17 protein-coding genes are annotated in these 18970 nt (G+C 64.6%); 13 read left to right on the forward strand and 4 right to left on the reverse strand.

All coding sequences use genetic code 11. The features are described from left to right. Positions 1-99: 99 nt before the first annotated feature. Positions 100-1014 carry an acetamidase/formamidase family protein gene (locus tag TC41_RS03465; protein WP_041694977.1) on the reverse strand — a complete coding sequence of 305 codons (915 nt, stop codon included), beginning with the start codon at positions 1012-1014 and terminating at the stop codon, positions 100-102. A gap of 119 nt (positions 1015-1133) precedes the next feature. Here TC41_RS03465 and TC41_RS17005 point away from each other — a divergent pair, with 119 nt between their 5' ends. The 9 genes from TC41_RS17005 (at position 1134) to TC41_RS03505 (ending at position 11233) form a co-directional block, all read left to right on the forward strand. Further along, a complete protein-coding gene (locus TC41_RS17005; RefSeq protein WP_008336890.1) occupies positions 1134-1259 on the forward strand; it encodes a hypothetical protein in 126 nt (41 codons plus the stop codon). Positions 1260-1416: 157 nt separating this feature from the next. Continuing rightward, positions 1417-2307, forward strand: a complete 891-nt coding sequence (locus TC41_RS03470) for a phosphodiester glycosidase family protein (protein WP_014463614.1) — start codon at positions 1417-1419, stop codon at positions 2305-2307. Positions 2308-2325: 18 nt separating this feature from the next. After that, positions 2326-3315 carry a hypothetical protein gene (locus tag TC41_RS03475; RefSeq protein WP_014463615.1) on the forward strand — a complete coding sequence of 330 codons (990 nt, stop codon included), beginning with the start codon at positions 2326-2328 and terminating at the stop codon, positions 3313-3315. 119 nt (positions 3316-3434) lie between these two features. Beyond that, a complete protein-coding gene (gene lepB, locus TC41_RS03480; protein WP_237700023.1) occupies positions 3435-4010 on the forward strand; it encodes a signal peptidase I in 576 nt (191 codons plus the stop codon). A 15-nt stretch (positions 4011-4025) separates the two neighbouring features. After that, positions 4026-5006, forward strand: coding sequence for an aldo/keto reductase (locus TC41_RS03485; protein ID WP_014463617.1), 981 nt, complete (start codon positions 4026-4028; stop codon positions 5004-5006). Positions 5007-5047: 41 nt separating this feature from the next. Then, on the forward strand, positions 5048-6682 hold the full coding sequence (locus tag TC41_RS03490; protein WP_014463618.1) for a peptide chain release factor 3: 1635 nt from the start codon (positions 5048-5050) through the stop codon (positions 6680-6682). A gap of 5 nt (positions 6683-6687) precedes the next feature. Next, the gene (locus TC41_RS03495; RefSeq protein ID WP_237700024.1) at positions 6688-8370 is read left to right on the forward strand and encodes a M14 family metallopeptidase; all 1683 of its coding nucleotides are present in this window, start codon (positions 6688-6690) and stop codon (positions 8368-8370) included. A 474-nt stretch (positions 8371-8844) separates the two neighbouring features. Next, positions 8845-10038 carry a glycosyltransferase family 4 protein gene (locus tag TC41_RS03500; protein ID WP_041694978.1) on the forward strand — a complete coding sequence of 398 codons (1194 nt, stop codon included), beginning with the start codon at positions 8845-8847 and terminating at the stop codon, positions 10036-10038. Positions 10039-10072: 34 nt separating this feature from the next. Continuing rightward, positions 10073-11233: a hypothetical protein gene (locus TC41_RS03505; RefSeq protein WP_014463622.1), complete on the forward strand. Its 1161-nt coding sequence runs from the start codon at positions 10073-10075 to the stop codon at positions 11231-11233. Between the two features lie 19 nt (positions 11234-11252). On the opposite strand, the gene TC41_RS03510 is transcribed toward TC41_RS03505, so the two are convergent. Further along, positions 11253-11717 carry a hypothetical protein gene (locus TC41_RS03510; protein WP_041694980.1) on the reverse strand — a complete coding sequence of 155 codons (465 nt, stop codon included), beginning with the start codon at positions 11715-11717 and terminating at the stop codon, positions 11253-11255. Positions 11718-11872: 155 nt separating this feature from the next. Between TC41_RS03510 and TC41_RS03515 the strand changes: the two genes are divergently transcribed. The 4 genes from TC41_RS03515 (at position 11873) to TC41_RS03530 (ending at position 17454) form a co-directional block, all read left to right on the forward strand. Next, the gene (locus TC41_RS03515) at positions 11873-12721 is read left to right on the forward strand and encodes an NAD-dependent epimerase/dehydratase family protein (protein WP_041694981.1); all 849 of its coding nucleotides are present in this window, start codon (positions 11873-11875) and stop codon (positions 12719-12721) included. A gap of 88 nt (positions 12722-12809) precedes the next feature. After that, on the forward strand, positions 12810-15014 hold the full coding sequence (locus TC41_RS03520; protein ID WP_041694982.1) for an alpha-galactosidase: 2205 nt from the start codon (positions 12810-12812) through the stop codon (positions 15012-15014). Beyond that, positions 15011-16135, forward strand: coding sequence for a Gfo/Idh/MocA family protein (locus TC41_RS03525; RefSeq protein ID WP_014463626.1), 1125 nt, complete (start codon positions 15011-15013; stop codon positions 16133-16135). The genes TC41_RS03520 and TC41_RS03525 overlap by 4 nt, the downstream gene beginning before the upstream one ends. Then, positions 16132-17454, forward strand: a complete 1323-nt coding sequence (locus TC41_RS03530) for a sedoheptulokinase (protein ID WP_014463627.1) — start codon at positions 16132-16134, stop codon at positions 17452-17454. The genes TC41_RS03525 and TC41_RS03530 overlap by 4 nt, the downstream gene beginning before the upstream one ends. 44 nt (positions 17455-17498) lie before the next feature. Here TC41_RS03530 and TC41_RS03535 read toward each other — a convergent pair whose 3' ends face one another. Next, a complete protein-coding gene (locus TC41_RS03535) occupies positions 17499-18461 on the reverse strand; it encodes a glycoside hydrolase family 113 (protein WP_014463628.1) in 963 nt (320 codons plus the stop codon). A gap of 22 nt (positions 18462-18483) precedes the next feature. Next, positions 18484-18942 (reverse strand): VOC family protein, encoded by a 459-nt coding sequence (locus TC41_RS03540; RefSeq protein WP_014463629.1) that lies wholly within the window; start codon positions 18940-18942, stop codon positions 18484-18486. Between the last annotated feature and the right edge of the window lie 28 nt (positions 18943-18970).

The following is an 18970-nucleotide window of genomic DNA, read 5'->3' on the forward strand; positions in this document are numbered from 1 at the left end:
ATAGATGATTCCATTATGGGGGTCAAGGTTGGGGTTATCAAGAAGATATGATAGATAACATGACAAAACGGCGAGCGCGGGCGCGTTCGCCGTCTGGTTTCAGACGGGGAGAGGCACCCCGAGTTGTTCTAGCAACCTGCGGTCGATCTCCATCCTCGCCGTCTTGAGCGGATCGACGATTTGGCAGATGCGGAGTCGCCCGGCCGCGCTCAGCAGCATGGCGGCGTCGGCGAGATGGAGGCGAGCGGCGGCCGAGAGCCAGGTGGCGGCCCGCTTCGTCGCCAACTCGGCCGCCTCATCTAAGGTGGCTGCAGAGGCGATGACGCTCACATCGTCCGGAGACACCACCATGGGCGCCGGGCAGCTCGCGCCGCGCACCACGTTCAGCCGCACCGTCACACGGCCTGCGATTTCGACGCCCGACACGCCAACTTCGCCGTCGCCCATGGCCGCGTGGAGATCGCCGAGTGCAAACAGGGCGCCCGGGGCGGAGACGGGGAGCAGCAGCACCGCACCTGCCGTGATGCGCGTGCAATCCATGTTTCCGCCGTGATCGCCAGGTGTGCCACACGGGACCTCGCCGCAAGCGGGAGCCACGCCGATGACGCCAATCATCGGCCTCAGCGGCGCACGCACCCCTCCGGGCAGGACGACCTGGTCTTGATCGATCTCGGCGAAGCGAATGGCATTTTCGGACAGTTGGTCGCCCATCACGCCGAGGCCGGGGCCGGTGGTCATGATGCCGCGCTTGGCGAGTTGGATGTCCAGGATGTGGACCGCGAGAAGGTCTCCCGGCGCCGCTCCCTCTACGTAGACGGGGCCGGTCGCGGGATTGATGCGACTCCAATCCAGCGTGCCAAAGTCCTGGTCTTCTCGCTCGATCTGGTTTTCGAAACAGTCGCACGTCTCGATGTGCACCACCGCGCCCTCGGGAACGGACAGGGCGGGGGGATGGTATGGCGCGAGCGAATAGACGATGTGCGTGGAATCCAGAGTGTACGCTGCGGTGGACATGACATGCCTCCTCTCGAATGCTATCTCTTCGCGCCCATGCATGTCTTTGACACCTGCCTTGAATTCACCTGCGGGCATTTCAAAGGCTGCGGCATACTAACGCCGAAGGGGGGATGAAGGTGTCTAATAGTCGACACGAGTCCAAACCGCTGCACAACGACGCCAACAAGACGCTGCCGACGGAAGAGCGAGAAGAACGCATTCCGGGCGAAAAGCTACGGGTGAAACTCGGCAAGAAGAAGTAAGATCGGGCGCGTGGATGGACGGCTGTCCTGCCACGCGCCCGGTTTTACGGAGGAGCGCGGCGACCACAGTTGGGCAGGGATTCGACCTCGTCCTGGCGAAATGAAGCATGGTGCAATCGCGCCCACAAGGCCGTGGGCGTGACGAAGGTGAGCGGGCGTGATCGCAAAGAAGCGCGCGGCGGCATTGGCCGCGGTCATGTATTTGGCGCTTGTCGGTTGTGTAGCTTCGTTTGTGTACCGGTGGAATGTGCCCAAGCCAGTCGAGCGGGACCGCGTGGTTCGCGTGGCGAGTCCGTCGCGTCCGCTGCCGAGGCTTGATGCTCCGGTCTTCGGCGCTCCCCTGTACAGACCGCCCAAACCTCCCTCCGGGACGCGGCTGTCCGTGATCCACGAGCCGACCTTCACGGCGTACGTGTTGTGGGTGCGGGATCCGCGGCGCGTCGAAATTGTAGAGACGCGCTATCCCGGCGACGTGGGCGAAACGGTCGAACAATTCGTGAATGACTGGCATGCGGTCGCGGGCATCAACGGCGGATCGTTCACGGACATCAACTGGCGCGGGACGGGAGGACTTGTGCAAGGCATCGTGATCAGCAACGGGCGGATTCTCAAGCGCGCGAGCGGTTCCGAAAGCATCGTCGGTTTCACGGCGGATGGGCGCCTCATCTCAGGCACCTACACGCTCGCCGAATTGCAGGCGATGGGCGTGACGCAGGCGCTCATGTTTGGGCCGACGCTCGTGGAACATGGCGTGGACCAGATCCAGGGTGCCGGCGACTGGGGCTATGCGCCGCGCACGGCGATAGGGCAAACGGCGGACGGGACGGTCATCCTCATGGTGACGGACGGACGCGAGCTCCACGGGCCTGCGGATATCGGCGCGAGCCTCGGGGACATCGCGCGCCTCATGATTGCGCTCGGGGCCGTCACGGCGGCCAACCTGGACGGCGGCTCGTCCGCCACGCTGATCTACGATGGACACCTGATCAACCAGCCTACGGACATCCTGGGCGAGCGATACGTCGGCACGGCCGTGATCGTCAAATAGCGCGAAAGAGGTAGGCGTGTGAAGCTGAAGCGGCTGGGTATGTACCTAACCATTCTGGCGGGGACCGCAGCCGTGCTGTGGGGAGCGCAGGAAGCCGCGCGCAGTCGCCCCGCGCCTGTCCGTTGGCACACCGTAGTGGTCCACGAGCCACCGCAGGAGCCCATCCTGCAGATTCCCCTTCGCGCGCAGACTGCCGCGTTGCAGCGCGCGCTGGCATGGGAACCGAGCCCTTCCCGCCTGGCGGCGTTCGCCATCGAACCGAAGGGCGAGCTTTGGGTGTTCGAGCTGCGGACGGGCAACAGCGTGGCGCGGCTTCGCTTCTCGTCTGGCTTGGCAAGCGCGGCGTGGGTGAGCGACAGGCTCATCCTCCTTCTCACGGGCGCCGGGCAGCTTGAGACGTACGACGTGTGGAACCACGTGCTGAGGTTTATCGCTTCCCTTCATCCGCCCGCGGGCATGGTGTGCCACGCTATGGCCTGGAGCGGCTACACGAACGACCTGTACGTCATCTTCGCCGGCCCGTGGGGCAATCAGGTCTACTACTTTGACACAAATGAGCACATGTACGTGGAATCCATCGGCGACCTCTCGATCCGCCAGGCTTACTACAGTGCCACGGATCTCACGTTGTACGTCGTGGACGCGCATCATCGGCTGTGGGCGGATCGCGAAGGACTCCTTCGCCCGTTGGCTTCTCAGGTGGCGCTGATTCGCGGCGCTGGGAATTCCGTTGATTGCGCGGCGCTTAACGCCCGAGGGGAGGCCGTGGCCGTCCGTGCGTTTGACGGCCGCGCGTGGACGACGCTGTGCCGGTTGCCCTCACCTGTGCCCGCCTCGAGCTTGGTGATGGATCACGCCGGCCACACGTACATCGTGAGTCGGCAATACATCGAGGATCCTTCCGGCCGCGTGGCGCGGGCGCCCCAGGGCGCATTTTTCTTCGCTGCGCAGAGCGCGGACGCGGTGGTGGTTGTCCGCGGAAGCGCGTACGGAATTGCGGTAGATTGAGATCCCGGTCCGGGCGAAGTTCTCGATGTGAAGGCCATGTGGATGTCGTATAATGTTGGTCGACTGCCGAGGCGGCCTTTCGCGTAGCTTCGGACATGACAGAGCAGGGAAGTGGCAACGTGGAACAGCGACAACCGATGGAAGAGAGGCCGAAGCGCAGCTGGTTCTCTGGGTTGTTTTTGCCCATTCTGATTGGCGTGGCCATCGCCATGGCGCTTCGGATGTGGGTGGTGAGCCCCGCTCGGGTGCCCTCCGCTTCAATGTACCCCACCATCCCTGCGACGAGCTCCCGGAACTTCGCATACGTGATTGTCAACAAGCTGGCGACGGAGCTTTGGCCCATCCACCGCGGGGAGGTCGTCGTGTTTCACTGGCCGGACGATCCGAGCGAGCTCTTCGTCAAGCGCGTGATCGGCCTGCCTGGGGACACGGTGACGGTGACGTCCAATGCCGTGTATATCAATGGCAAGAAGCTCGTCGAGAACAATCCGGATATTTCGAAGTACAACGGCACGGTCGTCGGGACGTGGAAAGTTCCTCCAGGATGCTACTTTATGCTCGGCGACAACCGACCCATTTCCGACGACAGCAGGCTCTGGGTGCACAAGTTCGTGCCGCGCTCCATGATTGTGGGCGAGGCGGAATTTGTCGTCTATCCGTTCAACAAAATGAGCGTCATCTCCCAACACGTCTGAGAGGAGTGACCACAGATGCAGTATGTGCGCCTCGGCAAGACGGGGCTCGAGGTTTCGCGCATTTGCCTCGGATGCATGAGCTATGGGGATCCGGAGCGAGGCACGCACTCGTGGGTGCTGCGGGAAGAGGAGGCGCGCCCGTTCATCCGGAAGGCGCTCGATCTCGGCATCAACTTCTTCGATACGGCAAACGTGTACTCGCTGGGCGCCAGCGAGGAGATCCTCGGCCGCGCGCTGCGCGATTTCGCCAGGCGGGACGAGGTCGTGATCGCCACGAAGGTGCACGGGCGCATGCGGCCTGGGCCAAATGGCGGCGGGCTCTCGCGCAAACACATCCTCGAGGAGATCGACAACAGCCTGCGCCGCCTGGGCACGGATTATGTGGACCTGTACCAGATCCATCGGTTTGACCCGAACACGCCGGTCGAGGAGACGATGGAGGCTTTGCACGACGTCGTGAAGGCGGGCAAGGCGCGCTACATCGGGGCCTCTTCCATGTACGCGTGGCAGTTCCTGAAGCTTCAGCACGCGGCCGAATTGCATGGGTGGACGAAGTTCGTGTCGATGCAGAACTACTACAATCTCCTGTATCGCGAGGAGGAGCGCGAGATGATGCCGCTGTGCCAGGCGGATGGCATCGGTGTCATTCCGTGGAGCCCGCTTGCGCGCGGCCGACTGACGCGGGACTGGGATACGCGCACGGCGAGATCGGAGACTGACGAATTCGGGCGCAAGCTGTACGCGCTGACGGAGGCGAGCGATCGGCGCATCGTCGAACGGGTCAAGGCCGTGGCGGAACGGCGCGGGGTGCCGATGGCGCAGGTGGCGCTGGCGTGGGTGTTGTCGAAGCCGTTCGTGACGGCGCCCATTATCGGCGCGACGAAGCTCCATCACCTCGAGGACGCTGTGGCGGCGCTCGAGCTTCAGCTGACGCAGGACGAGATCGCCGAACTCGAAGAGAATTACGTGCCGCATCCAGTCCTGGGTCATCAGTGATACGCACCGGATCACGTCGGATGAAAGGGGCGCGGTGAAGAATGTCCGTGGAATTAGAACCCAAGCAGGCGCTCCTCGACGCGGGCTCGCGCTATGCGAACCGTCGAACGTTCGCCATCATCTCGCACCCAGACGCAGGAAAGACGACGTTGACCGAGAAGCTGCTGTTGTTCGGCGGCGCCATCCGCGAGGCGGGCGCGGTGAAGGGGCGGAAGGCGCGGAGGCACGCGACGAGCGACTGGATGGAGATTGAGAAGCAGCGCGGCATCTCGGTCACGTCGACCGTGCTGCAGTTCGATTACATGGGGTGTCGCCTGAATCTGCTCGACACGCCGGGCCACGAAGATTTCAGCGAGGACACGTACCGGACGCTCGCGGCGGCGGACAGCGCAGTGATGCTCATCGACGCGGCGAAGGGCGTGGAGCCGCAGACCATCAAGCTGTTCGAAGTCTGTCGGATGCGCGGCATCCCCATTTTCACCTTCGTCAACAAGCTGGACCGCCACGGCAAGGATCCCTTCGAGCTGATGGAGGAAATTGAGCGCGTGCTCGGCATCCGCTCCTGTCCAGTGACTTGGCCCATCGGCATGGGACCTGATTTTCAGGGCATCTACCATCGCATGGAAGGGCGGTTCGAGCGCTTCACGAGCCGAGCAGACGAGACGCGCGTGCCAGTGCCGGACCTGAACGATCCGGCTCTCGCTGAAGTGCTCGGCGAATCGCTCTGGCAAAAGCTCAAAGACGACATTGAACTGCTCGATGTCGCCGGCGACCCGTTTGATGCGGATCTCGTCCGCCAGGGCAAGCTGACGCCGATGTACTTCGGCAGTGCGATTGCCAACTTCGGCGTCGCGTCGTTTCTCGAATCGTTCATTCAGCTCGCGCCCGCACCCGGCCCGCGCGAGAGCAGCGCCGGCTTGGTCTGCCCGGACGATCCCGTTTTCACGGGCTTCGTCTTCAAAATTCAGGCCAACATGAATCCCGCTCACCGGGATCGCGTCGCGTTTGTCCGAATCTGCTCGGGCAAGTTCGCGCGCGGCATGACCGTGACGCACGTCCGCACGGGAAAGCGCCTTGCGCTTACGCAGCCCCAACAGTTCTTCGGCCAGGAGCGTGAGACCGTCGACGAGGCGTACGCGGGCGATATCATCGGCATTCACGATCCCGGGCTCTTCCGCATCGGCGACACGCTCGCCGAGCGAGGCAGTCTGGAATTCCCGCCGCTGCCCTCATTTTCGCCAGAACACTTTGCGCGGGTGTCCGTCCCGAACGCGATGAAATACAAGCAGTTTCACAAGGGAATTGCTGAGTTGTCCGAGGAGGGCGCCGTGCAGGTGTTTCGCCAGGCCAACCGCACGGAGGACCTGATCCTCGGCGCCGTCGGCCAGCTTCAGTTTGACGTGTTTGTCTACCGCATGAAGCACGAGTACGGCGTCGACGTCGAGCTGATCCGATTGCCGTATCAGTTCGCACGGTGGCTGGAGTCCGACGAGCCCGTCGAACACCTCCAGTTTGACCGATACGCGACGCTCGTCGTGCGCGATCGCGATGGGCGCACGGTGCTCTTGTTCCAGACGGAATTCGCCATGCAGTGGCTGTTGGACAAAAACCCGAATGTGCGCCTGCACAAGACGTCGTTCGAGCTGGACGCGTCCCGAGGGCGCTCGAAGGAGTGAGGCGCGTGCCGACGGCGGCATACATGACCTACTCGCAACTCGTCCAACGGCTGCGCCGACTCGCCGACTTGGCGCCGGATCTGGTTCGTCTCGAGATCATCGGGAAGAGCCGGCTCGGCCGAGATCTCTTCGCCGTCGCGCTGACGGATGCGGCGACGGGATCGGCCCTCGACAAGCCGGGCGTCCTGGTCGACGGCAACATTCACGCGGGCGAGGTGTGCGCATCGAGCGCCGTCGTGTATTGGATCGAGCGCCTGGTTGAAGAGCGGGATCGCGATCCGGCCGTGCGCGAGTTGCTTCGGACGCGCACCGTCTACGCCATCCCGCGCATTGCGGTCGACGGCGCGGAGGTGTATCTCACCACGCCCGCCAGGCTTCGTTCGAGTCCGCACCTGTACCCGCACACGTTGCCACCCGACGGCTTTGTCGAGGACGATGTCAACGGCGACGGGCGCATTCTGTGGATGCGCGCGCCGGCGGAGGACGGGGCCTACGCTGTCGACGAGATCGACCCGCGCGTGATGCGCCCACGGCAGCCCGGTGAGATAGGTGGTGTGTATTACCATCTGTTCCCCGAAGGCCGGATCGTGCGGACGTCGCAAGGCGGGGCGCGACCGGCTGCGTCCTCTGCGCGGGATGTGCGCCTGTACGGCATGGATTTCAACCGGAACTTCCCGATCCGCTGGGCCGGAGAGAGCGGCCAGCCGGGGGCGGGGCCGTTTCCGCTTTCGGAGCCAGAGTTGCGGGCGCTCGCGGATTTCATCCGGGCGCATCCGAACATCGCCGCGTACGCCGCGTTGCACACCTCGGGCGGCGTCATTCTGCGCCAGCCTTCGACCGGCGACGATACGGTCTTGTCTCCGTTCGATCGCGCGCTCTTTACGGAGGTCGCCCGGATGGGTGAGCGGGAGACGGGGTACTTCTCAGGCTCCAACTACGAGAAATTTGCGACGGGCCACGAGGCCGTCCTCATGCCCGGCGCGGCGGACGACTGGATGTATGATCACCTGGGCGTGCTCAGTTTTACGGTGGAACTCTGGGATCTGCGCCGGCGCGCTGGGGCGCGAGGGTACGGCGAGATCGGCATGCGCAGGATGATGTCGTTGACGGTGGAGGAGCGGCTCGAGGACGAGCGCAAGGTCGTCGACTACGTGGCTCGCGAGTTTCCCGATGCGTATACGCCTTGGACGCCGTTTGACCATCCCGATTTCGGGCGCGTGGAGATTGGCGGCTTAGATCCCAAGTTCGTGATTCAGAATCCGCCGCCCGCGTTGCTAGAAGAAGAATGCGATCGCGTCGGCCGGTTTCTCACGCGGCTGGGCCTGACGACGGCTCGACTTATCGTGACGGGCCTGTCCGTGGAACCCGTTGCGGCGGGCGTGTACCGCGTGATGGCGGAAGTGGCGAACGCGGGCTTCTTGCCGACGACGAGCACGAAGAAAGGGAAGGATCTGGCACTCGAGGGCATCCGCGCGGAGTTGCATGGGGCGTCGGAGGTCCTTGCAGGTGCATCGCCGTGTGAGTTGGATCACCTCGATGGGTACGGGTTTTACGGTAACGGGCGCCTGCCGGCGCATCAGCGGGCGCATGTGGAATGGGTGGTGCGCGGCGCGCCGGGAAGTTTCCTCGAGGTTCGTTTTTCCGCGCCGCGCGCGGGGCGGGCGACGGCAAGCGTCGCGCTTCCTTGAGGCGCGCCAGGCGTTGTGCTTGGAATCTATCGTTCAACACGGAGCGGTGTGCGACGGCACGCCGCTTCGCTTCGCTTTTCTAGTGGATATTTCCTATGGATTCTGATAAGATGAAGGAAGAGGTAGGGAGAGAACCGGTGCGCGGTTGGGCCCTACCGGTAGAGTGGAGTGGACATTGCGGGAAGCGCGGCCGTTTCAGCCGCGCGCCATGGCTGGGTCAGAGATGAAAAGGTTTGGAGGTGGGAGTGGCGTTGCGAGAATTCGTCAACGGGATTACAATATTAGCAGCCGACTTCAACGAGTGCTAACAGGGTGTTGCCTTCTCGCGCACCATGACGTTCCACCGCGGTGTGTCCGTCAACTGCTCTCCCCTGCGCTTCCTCGATGCATACTAGCCGCAGGTACTCGCGCACAGTCATGTATTGGAAACCGTCGCGATTCGGAGCCAGACAGCACACAGGAGGTGGTGCGTGCATGACGTTGGAAATCGGATATGTCAGCACTTATGTCCCCCGGAAATGCGGACTTGCCACATACACTCACCATTTGCGCCAGAGCGTTCGCCGGGCGGCGGGACCGTCCGCGGCTGATCAGGTCATCGCCATGTTGGCCCCGGATGAAGATGTGAAGAACTACAACCGGTCGTATTGGTTCCTTCGCCGGGATGAGCGCCGGGATTATGCGCGCATCGCGCGGCGAGTGAACGACAGCCGAATTGGCGTGGTCTCCCTGCAGCACGAATTTGGCATCTTTGGCGGCGAAGCAGGGTCGTACATCCTCGACTTCATCGACGCACTGGACAAACCGCTCGTGACGACCTTTCACACCGTCTTTCAAAAGCCCATGTCGCCTTATCGCGAAGTGCAGAAGGAGATTGCCGAGCGAAGCGATCACATCGTCGTGATGAATCGCCAGGCCATCGACTATCTTGTCGACGCCTTCGGCATCTCGCCGTCGAAAATCCACTATCTTCCGCACGGGACGCCGGTGCGATCCGTGACGCCAAGGGCCGAGTTGCGCAAGCAGTTCGGCTGGCAAGACCGTGCGGTCATCGTCACGTTTGGGCTGCTCGGTCCGAGCAAGGGCATTGAGTTCATGTTGGACGCGATGCCGGATATCGTGCGCGAGGTCCCGAACGCGCTGTACGTGATCGCCGGGCAAACGCACCCGGAAATCGTCAAGCGCGAGGGCGAGGCGTATCGCGAGTCGCTCATGCGGCGGATTCACGACCTCGGCTTGGACCATCACGTCGTGATGCTCAACCGGTACATGTCGGAATCCGACATCGTGGACCTCATCACGGCGGCGGATCTCTACGTCACACCGTATCCGAATATGGAGCAGATCACGAGCGGGACGCTGGCCTACGCGGTCGGCATGGGGCAGGTCGTGCTGACGACGCCGTACGCGTACGCGCGCGACCTTCTGAAGGACGTGCCGGAACTGCTCGTGCCCTACGGGGACACGCGCGCGTGGGCGGATCGGGCTGTGGAAGTCCTGACCAACCGCGATGTGCGCGCGAAGTACGCCGAGCGGATTTCGGCGATTGGCGCAGACATGACGTGGCCGCGCGTGGGCGAGCGCCATTGGCAGTTGTTCCAGGACGTCGCCCTGCGGGCTCGCCATCGCGCGTCGGGGGTGAAGGGATTTGCGGTCATCGCACACTGATGGGCTGCCGGTTTCGCTGGATCACCTGCGCCGGATGACTGATGACACAGGGCTCATTGAGCACGCGATTGGCCGCATTCCTCGCCGTCAGGAAGGGTATTCCACCGACGACAACGCGCGTGCCTTCTGGCTCGCGTACGAGTGGCTCCACTACGCCCGCGAGCGAGGCCTGGAGGCGGAGGCGGCCGATCTCGCGCGGCTCATCGACATCTATTTCGCGTTTTTGGCATGGGTCCAGAAGCCGGACGGCTGGTTTCACAACAACGTCTCGTACGATCGCCGCTTTGAGCTGGAAGTTCCGTCGGACGACTGCCAAGGGCGATCCGTGTACGCACTCGCAGTGGGCATGTGCGAAGAGCGCGATCCGGCCCGGCTGACGGCCTACGCGCAAGTGCTGCGCAGGGGATTCGAGGCGGCTTTCGGGCTCACGCACGCGCGCGGCGTCGCCCACGTCGTGGCGGCCGCCGCGCGGCTGTTGCGCCATGCAGAGGGAGCCGATGCTCCCGAAGATGCGGTGCCCGAGTTCTGGGCCTTTGTCCGTCAGCGCCTGCCGGGCGTCGTAGAGCGCGGCGCGCGCGATCTCGTGTCGCGTTTCGAGGCACACGCGCGCAGCGACTGGCCCTGGTTCGAGGACCGCATGACGTACGACAACGCGGTCATGCCCTGGGCGCTCTTCGAAGCCTATGCGCTCACCGGCGAGGCGAGATGGAAAGAAGTTGCAAAAGCTTCACTCGACGGGCTCCTCGCCCGCATGCGGGCGCCGGAGGGGTGGTTACGGCCCATTGGAAACCGCGGCTTCGCGGCGCCTGGCTTCACAGCCATCTGGGACCAGCAACCGCTGGAAATCGCTCAGCTCGCCATTGCGTGCGAATCGGCCTGGCGGGCGACGGGTGACGAGGCCTATCGGCGGCTTACGGCCGAGTGCCAGCGCTGGTTCTACGGTGAAAACGACAAAGGGGTGCCCATGGCCGATCCGACCGACGGCAGTTGTTGCGACGGCCTGACGCCGCAGGGTCCCAACCTGAACCGCGGTGCAGAATCCACGTGGTCCTACCTGATCACCGAGATCCACGTCGAGCGGGCCTTTGCCCATGACCTTGAGGCCGCGCGGGCGCTTGGGGCATGGGTGGGCGTTCCGCGCCACACTCTTGCGTCCGCACGGTCGAGACGTGCGCTCGGCGGTTTTCACCGCTGATATCACGCGCCGGCCAGCCTCACAGTGGGGCGAGGCCGGCGTTTCCGTTTTCCTTCATTCGCTGATACCAGCCCAGAAAGGCGTTCTCGATGGCACTTCGCATCTTGGGCTCGGAAAACTCGCCGTGATAGAGTCGCTCTTCATCCCGCCAGTCGGCCCACAGGCCGTTTTCGCCCGGAGCCTGGGTCCAGAAGTCGTCCTTCGCCCGGATGTCGAACACCCCGTTCTTGTACTTCGCCATCACTTTGAAGCGAGGGCTGTAGAAGTGCGAGTTGAGAAAGGCCACCACGAGCTCGACGGACTCCGTAGTCACGACTTTCGCCTCCAAGGCTGAATCGCCTTCATGAATCGACTTGGCGATCTCGTTGAACAGCCGAACGGCCTCTTCTTTACACTCCGTGTCGCTCATGACGACGTGCGCGTTGACGTTCAGTTCGTCTCCGCGCTCGCGGATGCGCGTCATCTCTTGGTGAAACGCGTCCATCCCATCGCATCCTTTCCGCACGCTCTTGAACACATCGTCTCCTTGATTTTGCGTTTCATGCGCACCCGCCCGTTCACACTTGGTGTACAATGAAGGCGTTGTCATGCGCTTCGCACCAAGGGTTGCACATCATCCAGGATGGGAGGCATGTCGCGATGCGCGTCGTCATCACCGGAGGAAGTGGCCTGTTGGGCCCGTGGGTCATTCGCGAGTTTTTGAGCGCGGGCTACGACGTGTTGAACGTCGACACGCGCCCGCCCGCTGAGGAACTGTGCCCCACTGTCCTCGCGGACCTCACGGATCTCGGAGACTGTTATCAGGTGCTTCAGGGCGCCGACGCTCTGGTCCATCTCGCCGCATTGCCTCGCGTCGGCATCCGCACGGACGCGGCCACCTTCGCGCTCAACACGGTGTCCACGTACAACGTGCTGGAGGCGGCGGGATCGCTCGGCATACGCAAGGCCGTCATCACGTCGAGCGAATCTTCGTATGGACTCGTGTTCGCCAAACATCCGTTTGCGCCGAAGTACGTGCCTGTCGATGAGGATCACCCGCAACTGCCCCAGGACGCCTACGGCCTGTCGAAGGTGGTCAACGAGCTGACCGCGGAGACGCTCTATCGGCGCTACGGCATGCAGATTGTGTCGTTCCGGCTCGGCAACGTCATTGCGCCCCACATGTACAGAAACTTTCCTGACTTCATCAAAAAGCCAGAGGTGCGCAAGAATATCCTCTGGTCGTACATCGATGCGCGGGACGCCGCGGTGGCGTACAGGCTGGCCGTCGAGAAGGACGGCCTAGGGTGCGTCAAACTGAATATCGCCGCGGATTGGACCAGCATGGATCTGACGAACGGTGAGCTTCTCGCGGCGTGCTACCCCGAGGTCACCGATATCCGCGTCGACCCGAACGGCTACGAGACGCTGCTCGCCAACCGGAAGGCCAAAGAGGTGCTCGGTTGGCAGCCGATTTACCACTGGCGAGACGAAGTCGCGAAGCTCTGAGGCGTTGCGGCCTTCGCGCCCGCCGGGCACACCCCGAAGAGCGCGCCTACATGGCGAGCCTGTGGCGAATGGGAAGGGACGAACTTCGATGCCCATCATCTTTCATTCGGATGAGCGCCTGTTTCACCTGCTGACGCCGAGATCGAGCTACGTGATTCGCGTCGGCGACCAAGGCACATTGGAGCACGTCTACTGGGGCGCCAGGTTGGAAGACGCGTCGGATCTGGTCCGCATCGCGCGCGCCTGCCAGCGGCTTGACGCGCGGCCGGAGCACATGCGCGCCACCGACATCGGCTCGCTTCGCCTTGAGTATCCCTCGTTCGGGACGGGCGACCACCGCGATCCCGCCTACGAGGTCTTGCAGCCGTCCGGCAGCCACGCGTCCCAGCTCGTGTACGAGTCGCACCAGATCCGACCTGGCAAGCCGGCGCTTCCGGGCTTGCCCGCGTTTTACGTCGAATCCGATTTCGAAGCCGACACGCTCGAGATCTCGCTGGTCGATCCGGCCATCTCGCTGCGCGTGATCCTCTCCTACACCGTCTACCGCGACTTCGATCTTGTCTGCCGCCACGCGCGTTTCGAGAACGCGGGGACTGAACCGCTCGTCCTGCGCCGGGCACTCTCCGCATCTGTCGATCTCGACCTGCGGCAGGCGGACTTTGTCCAACTGTCCGGCGCCTGGATCCGCGAGCGGTTTATCGAGCGGACGTCGCTTTCGCCTGGGCGGCATGAGATTATGAGCCGCTCCGGCGCGAGCGGCCACAAGCACAACCCGTTCTTCGCCCTCGCGGCGCCGCATACGACGGAGGACTGCGGCGAGGTGCGCGCGTTCGCCCTCGTCTACAGCGGCAACTTCATCGGCGCCTGCGAAATGGAGCCCATGCGGCAAAACGTGCGCGCGCAGATCGGCATCCATCCCGCCGACTTCGCCTGGCGCCTCGAACCCGGCGAGCGGTTTGTCACGCCCGAGGCCGTGCTCGTGTACTCGGATGAGGGATGGGGTGGCATGTCGCGCACGTTCCACCGCGCCATTCGAATGAGGCTGTGCCGAGGCACTTATCGCGATGCCGTCCGCCCCGTGCTCATCAACAACTGGGAAGCGACGTATTTCCAGTTCGACGAGGACGATCTCGTCGAGATCGCCGAGCAGGCGCGCGATCTCGGCGTGGAGCTGTTCGTCCTCGACGACGGCTGGTTCGGCCAGCGCGACGACGATACCACGTCGCTCGGCGATTGGTGGCCGCACCCCCGCAAACTCCCGCACGGGCTGCGCCATCTCGCCGATCGCATCCACGCGCTCGGACTCCAGTTCGGCATCTGGATGGAGCCGGAGATGGTGTCGCCGAAGAGCGAGCTGTATCGCGAGCATCCGGATTGGTGCCTGCACGTGGCGGATCGGCCGAGGTCGGAGCGAAGGCATCAGCTGATGCTCGATCTCACGCGCGAGGATGTGCGCGCCTTCGTGGTGGACGCGGTGTCGCGCGTGATCGAAGAAGGGGCTGTCGATTACATCAAATGGGACATGAATCGGCCGATGACCGAGGTCGGATCGGCCGCGCTCCCGCCGGAGCGCCAGCGCGAGGTCGCGCACCGCTACGTGCTCGGGCTGTACGAGATCCTGGAGACGCTCACCAGCCGGTTTCCGCACGTGCTGTTTGAGAATTGTGCCTCCGGCGGGGGCAGATTCGATCTCGGCATGCTCCACTACATGCCGCAGACGTGGACGAGCGACAACACGGACGCCGTCTCGCGGCTGAAGATTCAGCACGGCACGAGCCTCGTCTATCCGCCGGTGGCGATGGGCGCGCACGTGTCGGCCGTGCCCAACCACCAGATGGGGCGCGTGACGCCGTTCGCCCTTCGCGCCGGCGTCGCGATGTGCGGCAACTTCGGCTTCGAGCTCGATCCGCGGCGCCTTTCGGACGCGGAGCGGCGCGAGGCGCGTCAAGCGGTGGAGCGGTACAAAGCGCTTCGCCAGCTCGTGCAGTTTGGGGACTTCTATCGGCTGCTGTCGCCGTTTGACGGGCCCGAGGCGGCCTGGATGTTCGCCGCCGAGGACGGTAGTGAGGCGCTCGTCGCCTATTTTTGCACGTACCCGGATCCCATGGATCCGCCGGCGCGCCTCGCCCTGCGCGGCCTGCGGCCCGAGGCGCGCTACGTCTGCGAGGCGCTCGGCGAGAGCTTTCGCGGCGACGCGCTCATGCGCCACGGCCTCATCATTCCGCGCCACATGGGCGACGGGCAGGCCGTGCTGATTCATCTCAAGCAAATCGGGGAAGGTGATGGCCCGTGATTCGAATTGGTGTGATGGGCTGTGGCGTGATCAGCGAGGTGTACCTGAAGAACCTTCGATCATTCGGCATTCCCGTGGCCGCGGTGGCGGATCTCGACGCGGACCGGGCCGCGGCGCGCGCCGAGCAGTTTCAGGTTCCGGCGCTCACGCCCGACGAACTCCTCGCGCATCCCGACGTGGATCTCGTCCTCAATCTCACCGTGCCGAAGGCGCACGCCGACATTGCGCGCCAGGCGCTGGAGGCGGGCAAACACGTGCACACAGAGAAACCGCTCGCGCTTCAAGCGGACGATGCGAAAGCGCTCGTCCATCTCGCCCGCTCTCGCGGGCTTCGCATCGGGGCCGCGCCGGACACCTTCCTCGGCAGTCACCTCCAGACGGCGCGCAAGCTCCTGGACGACGGCTGGATTGGCGAGCCCATCGGCGCGACGGCGTTCATGATGAGCCATGGGCCGGAGCGCTGGCATCCGAATCCGGACTTCTTTTACCAGGCCGGGGGTGGCCCCATGTTCGACATGGGCCCCTACTATCTGACGGCGCTCGTTCACCTGATGGGCCCCGTGCGACGCGTCGCGGGCACGGCGCAGACCACGTTTTCGACGCGCGTGATCGGCTCACCAAATCGATTCGGTGAGCGCATCCCCGTGGAGATCCCGACGCACGTGCAGGCCCTGCTCGAGTTCGAGCGCGGGGCCACGGGCGTGCTCGTCACCACGTTCGACGTGTGGCACTCCGAACTGCCGCGCATCGAGATCTACGGCACCGAGGGGACTCTTGCTGTGCCGGATCCCAACAACTTTGACGGCACGGTGCGCGTGCGCCGCCGCGGTGCGGACGCGTGGTCGCCTGCGCCCGCGCTCTTTGGCTTTTCGGAGAACCGCCGAGGCCTCGCGGTGGCCGACATGGCGCTCGCCATCCGCGACGGCCGTCCGCACCGCGCGTCGGGCGATCTCGCCATGCACGTCGTCGAGATCATGGAGGCCATCCACATCTCGGCGCGCGAGGCGCGGCATGTCGACATTGTCTCGCGCACCGCAAGGCCCGAGCCCTGGCCCATCGGCTACGACGAGGCCGCGCTGGCGCTCGACCTGCGGGGCGAGAGGCAGCGGGATCCGTCATGAAGGCGCTCGGCGTCGATCTCGGCACGACCTCCATCGCCGCGGTGGTGTACGACACCGCGGCGAGTCGCGTCGTGTGGTGTGAGTCCCATCCGCACGGTGCCCAACTGCCGACGGACGATCCGCTCGCGTCGATGCAGGACGCCGAGCGCATGCTGGCCCTCGCCGAGCGCATGGTGGAGAAGGGGTTATCGGAGCATCCGGACGTGGCCGCCATCGGCGTCACCGGGCAGATGCACGGCGTGGTGTATCTGGACGCGCATGTTGCGCCGGTGAGTCCGCTCTTCACATGGCAGGACCGGCGTGCGGGCCAAGAGGCGTCGCGAGGCGAGACGTTTGCCGAGTGGTTGTCTCGGCTGACGAGATGCCAGGTGCACACTGGCTACGGGCTTGCGACGCACGCCTATCTCGCGCATCACGGCCTCGTGCCCCAAGGCGCGCTGTGGATCGCCACGCTGCCGGACGCGTTTGCGGCCCGCCTCGCCGGCCTGTCGCGGCCGCGGGCACACGCGTCGCTGGCGCACAGCATGGGCGGGTTTGATTTGGAGCAGGAGACGTTTGCCGCGGAGGGCTTGCAGGCGGCCGGAATGGACCTCTCGTTCCTGCCCGAGCTGGCGCTGGATCTTCACATCCTGGGCGAGCACCGCGGTATTCCCGTGGCAGTGGCGCTCGGCGATCACCAGGCGAGTTTCCTCGGCGCGGTGGGCGTGGAAGAGGGTGGCGTGCTGGTGAACATCGGCACGGGCGCGCAGGTGTCGGTCTGCGTGCGGGGAAGGCCCGAGCTGCCGCCTGGCGCGGAACTGCGGCCGTTTCTGGGGGAGCTCTGCCTCGCGGTCGCCGCGACGCTCGCGGGCGGAGCGGCGTACGCCCTGGTGGCCGCGTTTTTCGATCGCGTCGTCCGCTTGCACGGGCTCGTGCCGACGCGTTCCACCTACGACGTCCTGGACGAGGCCATTGCGGCCTGGCGCCAATCTGGCGGGCCGTTTCCGCGCGTGCGCCCGACGTTCTTCGGGTCGAGACTGAGCGACGAGGACGGCGCCCGGGTCGAGCGATGGACCGCGGCGGCCATGGTGCCCGAGGCGTTCGCCTGGGGCGTAATCTCAGGTGTGGCGGAGGAACTGTACGAGGGATTTTGCCGCCTGCCGCCGTCCGGGCCGGACGGCCCTCGCGCCCTCGCAGGCGCGGGAAACGCGCTGCGCGTGAACCGGCACCTGCGAGACGCGGTGGAGGCGGTCTTCGGGTCTCCCTTGCGGCTCGCGCCTCATCCGGAGGAGGCCGCGCAGGGCGCCGCGCGCTGGGCGGCCATGGCCGTCACCGCGTGACGCGTAGCCTGTCGACCGGATGGCGCGGACGAACCGCGTGCCCGTCATCGATTTGCGATGGCCGAGAACGCCCGCGCCACGACGTCCTCGGCCGGTTTGCCGTAGATGCAGTAGCTTCCGTCCTCGGACGCCGCTTCGCGCGGGTACAGCTTCCACGGCCATTCCCACAGCATGTAACCCTTGAACCACGGCTCGTCGGGCATGGCGGCGAACATGGCTTCGTAGAACCGCGCCTGCTCGTCAAGACAGACGGCGCCTGGGTGCCGGTAGTCCCACGGGCAGGCGCCGGAGCCGGAGCGGCTCGGGCACCCCACTTCCATGAAGAAGAGCGGCTTTTCATGCGCCTCTGCCACCTCGCGGAGCACAGGCACGCGATCTCGCCACCGGTCGATGGGATAGTAGGCGCTCGACGAGATGAGATCGACCGCGTCCCAGAAGCGCACGTGCTCCTCGCGCCCGTGGTTGCAGTTGTACGTCACGAGGCCGTCGTACTCGGTTCGCACGCGCGCGATGGTCTCGCGCCACATGGCTTCGTGTGGCTCGGCAGTCGTCATCTCGCAGCCCACGCAGAACATCTCGCAACCCGTGCGCTTCGCCACATGCGCGTAGTGGGCCATCATGTCGGAATAAGACCCAAACCACGCTTCCCAGGACTCGAGATCCGGGCCGTGTTCCTTCTCGAACCGGATCTCGCCTCGCCACGTCCCGTCTCGGCAGTTCACGGTCGGCTTCAGGCACACCTTGAGCCCGAGTGCGTGGGCAAGCTCCGCCATCGACGCAATCTCGTCGTCGCTCACGGTGACCGGAGGCCCATACGCGATGGCGGGATCGCCGGGGTGCTCCATGAGGCCCGCGAAGGCGAGCGTCACCCAGTTGAAGGGCTGTTCGGCAAGCGCACGCATCGATGCGCGCGCCTCGTCGGTTCCCCACGTCCCGTGCTGGCCGACGAAGCCAAAGGTCATGCCTCGGATGAAGCCGAGATCGAATGCGCTTTCGATCCGTCCCATCCCAGTTCACCTCCAAGGCGCCTCAACGGCGGTCGTTTTCCAGCAGTTCAATCACGGCTCGCGCAGACGACGCGCCGTCGAAGTACGCGTATCGGCCGCCTGTGTATTCGCCTCGCTGGAGAAGCGGAAGCCCCGCTTGGATCATGCTCTCGGTGTGGGCGACCATGCCGTCGACTTCAAAGGCGATATGATGCACACCCTCGCCGTGTTCATCGAGCCAGGCGCGCCAGGTGCTGGGATGTTCGTCGGGTTCGATGAGCTCGATGTCGAGGTTCTCGAGGCGGAAAAACGCGAGTTTGGCGCGCGCCTGGGTCGGTTGTCCCTGGTATTCCGTCCGCGCCTGCTCGTACGCCTCGGTCCAGTGCCACTTCGGCACGTCGCAGCCGAGGAGCTTCGCCCAAGCGGCGCTCGCCGCTTCAATGTCCCGCACGATGATGCCAATCTGCGCAACGCGCCGCGTCCCCAATGGATACGCTTCCATACGCCTTCCTCCCAAAACGTTTTGACAC

The sequence above is a fragment of the Alicyclobacillus acidocaldarius subsp. acidocaldarius Tc-4-1 genome (assembly GCF_000219875.1).
In the GTDB taxonomy this organism is placed as follows: Bacteria; Bacillota; Bacilli; order Alicyclobacillales; family Alicyclobacillaceae; genus Alicyclobacillus; species Alicyclobacillus acidocaldarius_A.

What these genes read in the sequence shown, in the direction of transcription:
- TC41_RS03465 (WP_041694977.1), bottom strand. Translation starts at nt 1,014, where the DNA reads ATGTCCACCGCAGCGTACACTCTGGATTCCACGCACATCGTCTATTCG.
- TC41_RS03485 (WP_014463617.1), top strand. Translation starts at nt 4,026, where the DNA reads ATGCAGTATGTGCGCCTCGGCAAGACGGGGCTCGAGGTTTCGCGCATT.
- TC41_RS03490 (WP_014463618.1), top strand. Translation starts at nt 5,048, where the DNA reads ATGTCCGTGGAATTAGAACCCAAGCAGGCGCTCCTCGACGCGGGCTCG.
- TC41_RS03500 (WP_041694978.1), top strand. Translation starts at nt 8,845, where the DNA reads ATGACGTTGGAAATCGGATATGTCAGCACTTATGTCCCCCGGAAATGC.
- TC41_RS03505 (WP_014463622.1), top strand. Translation starts at nt 10,073, where the DNA reads ATGACTGATGACACAGGGCTCATTGAGCACGCGATTGGCCGCATTCCT.
- TC41_RS03510 (WP_041694980.1), bottom strand. Translation starts at nt 11,717, where the DNA reads ATGGACGCGTTTCACCAAGAGATGACGCGCATCCGCGAGCGCGGAGAC.
- TC41_RS03515 (WP_041694981.1), top strand. Translation starts at nt 11,873, where the DNA reads ATGCGCGTCGTCATCACCGGAGGAAGTGGCCTGTTGGGCCCGTGGGTC.
- TC41_RS03520 (WP_041694982.1), top strand. Translation starts at nt 12,810, where the DNA reads ATGCCCATCATCTTTCATTCGGATGAGCGCCTGTTTCACCTGCTGACG.
- TC41_RS03530 (WP_014463627.1), top strand. Translation starts at nt 16,132, where the DNA reads ATGAAGGCGCTCGGCGTCGATCTCGGCACGACCTCCATCGCCGCGGTG.
- TC41_RS03535 (WP_014463628.1), bottom strand. Translation starts at nt 18,461, where the DNA reads ATGGGACGGATCGAAAGCGCATTCGATCTCGGCTTCATCCGAGGCATG.
- TC41_RS03540 (WP_014463629.1), bottom strand. Translation starts at nt 18,942, where the DNA reads ATGGAAGCGTATCCATTGGGGACGCGGCGCGTTGCGCAGATTGGCATC.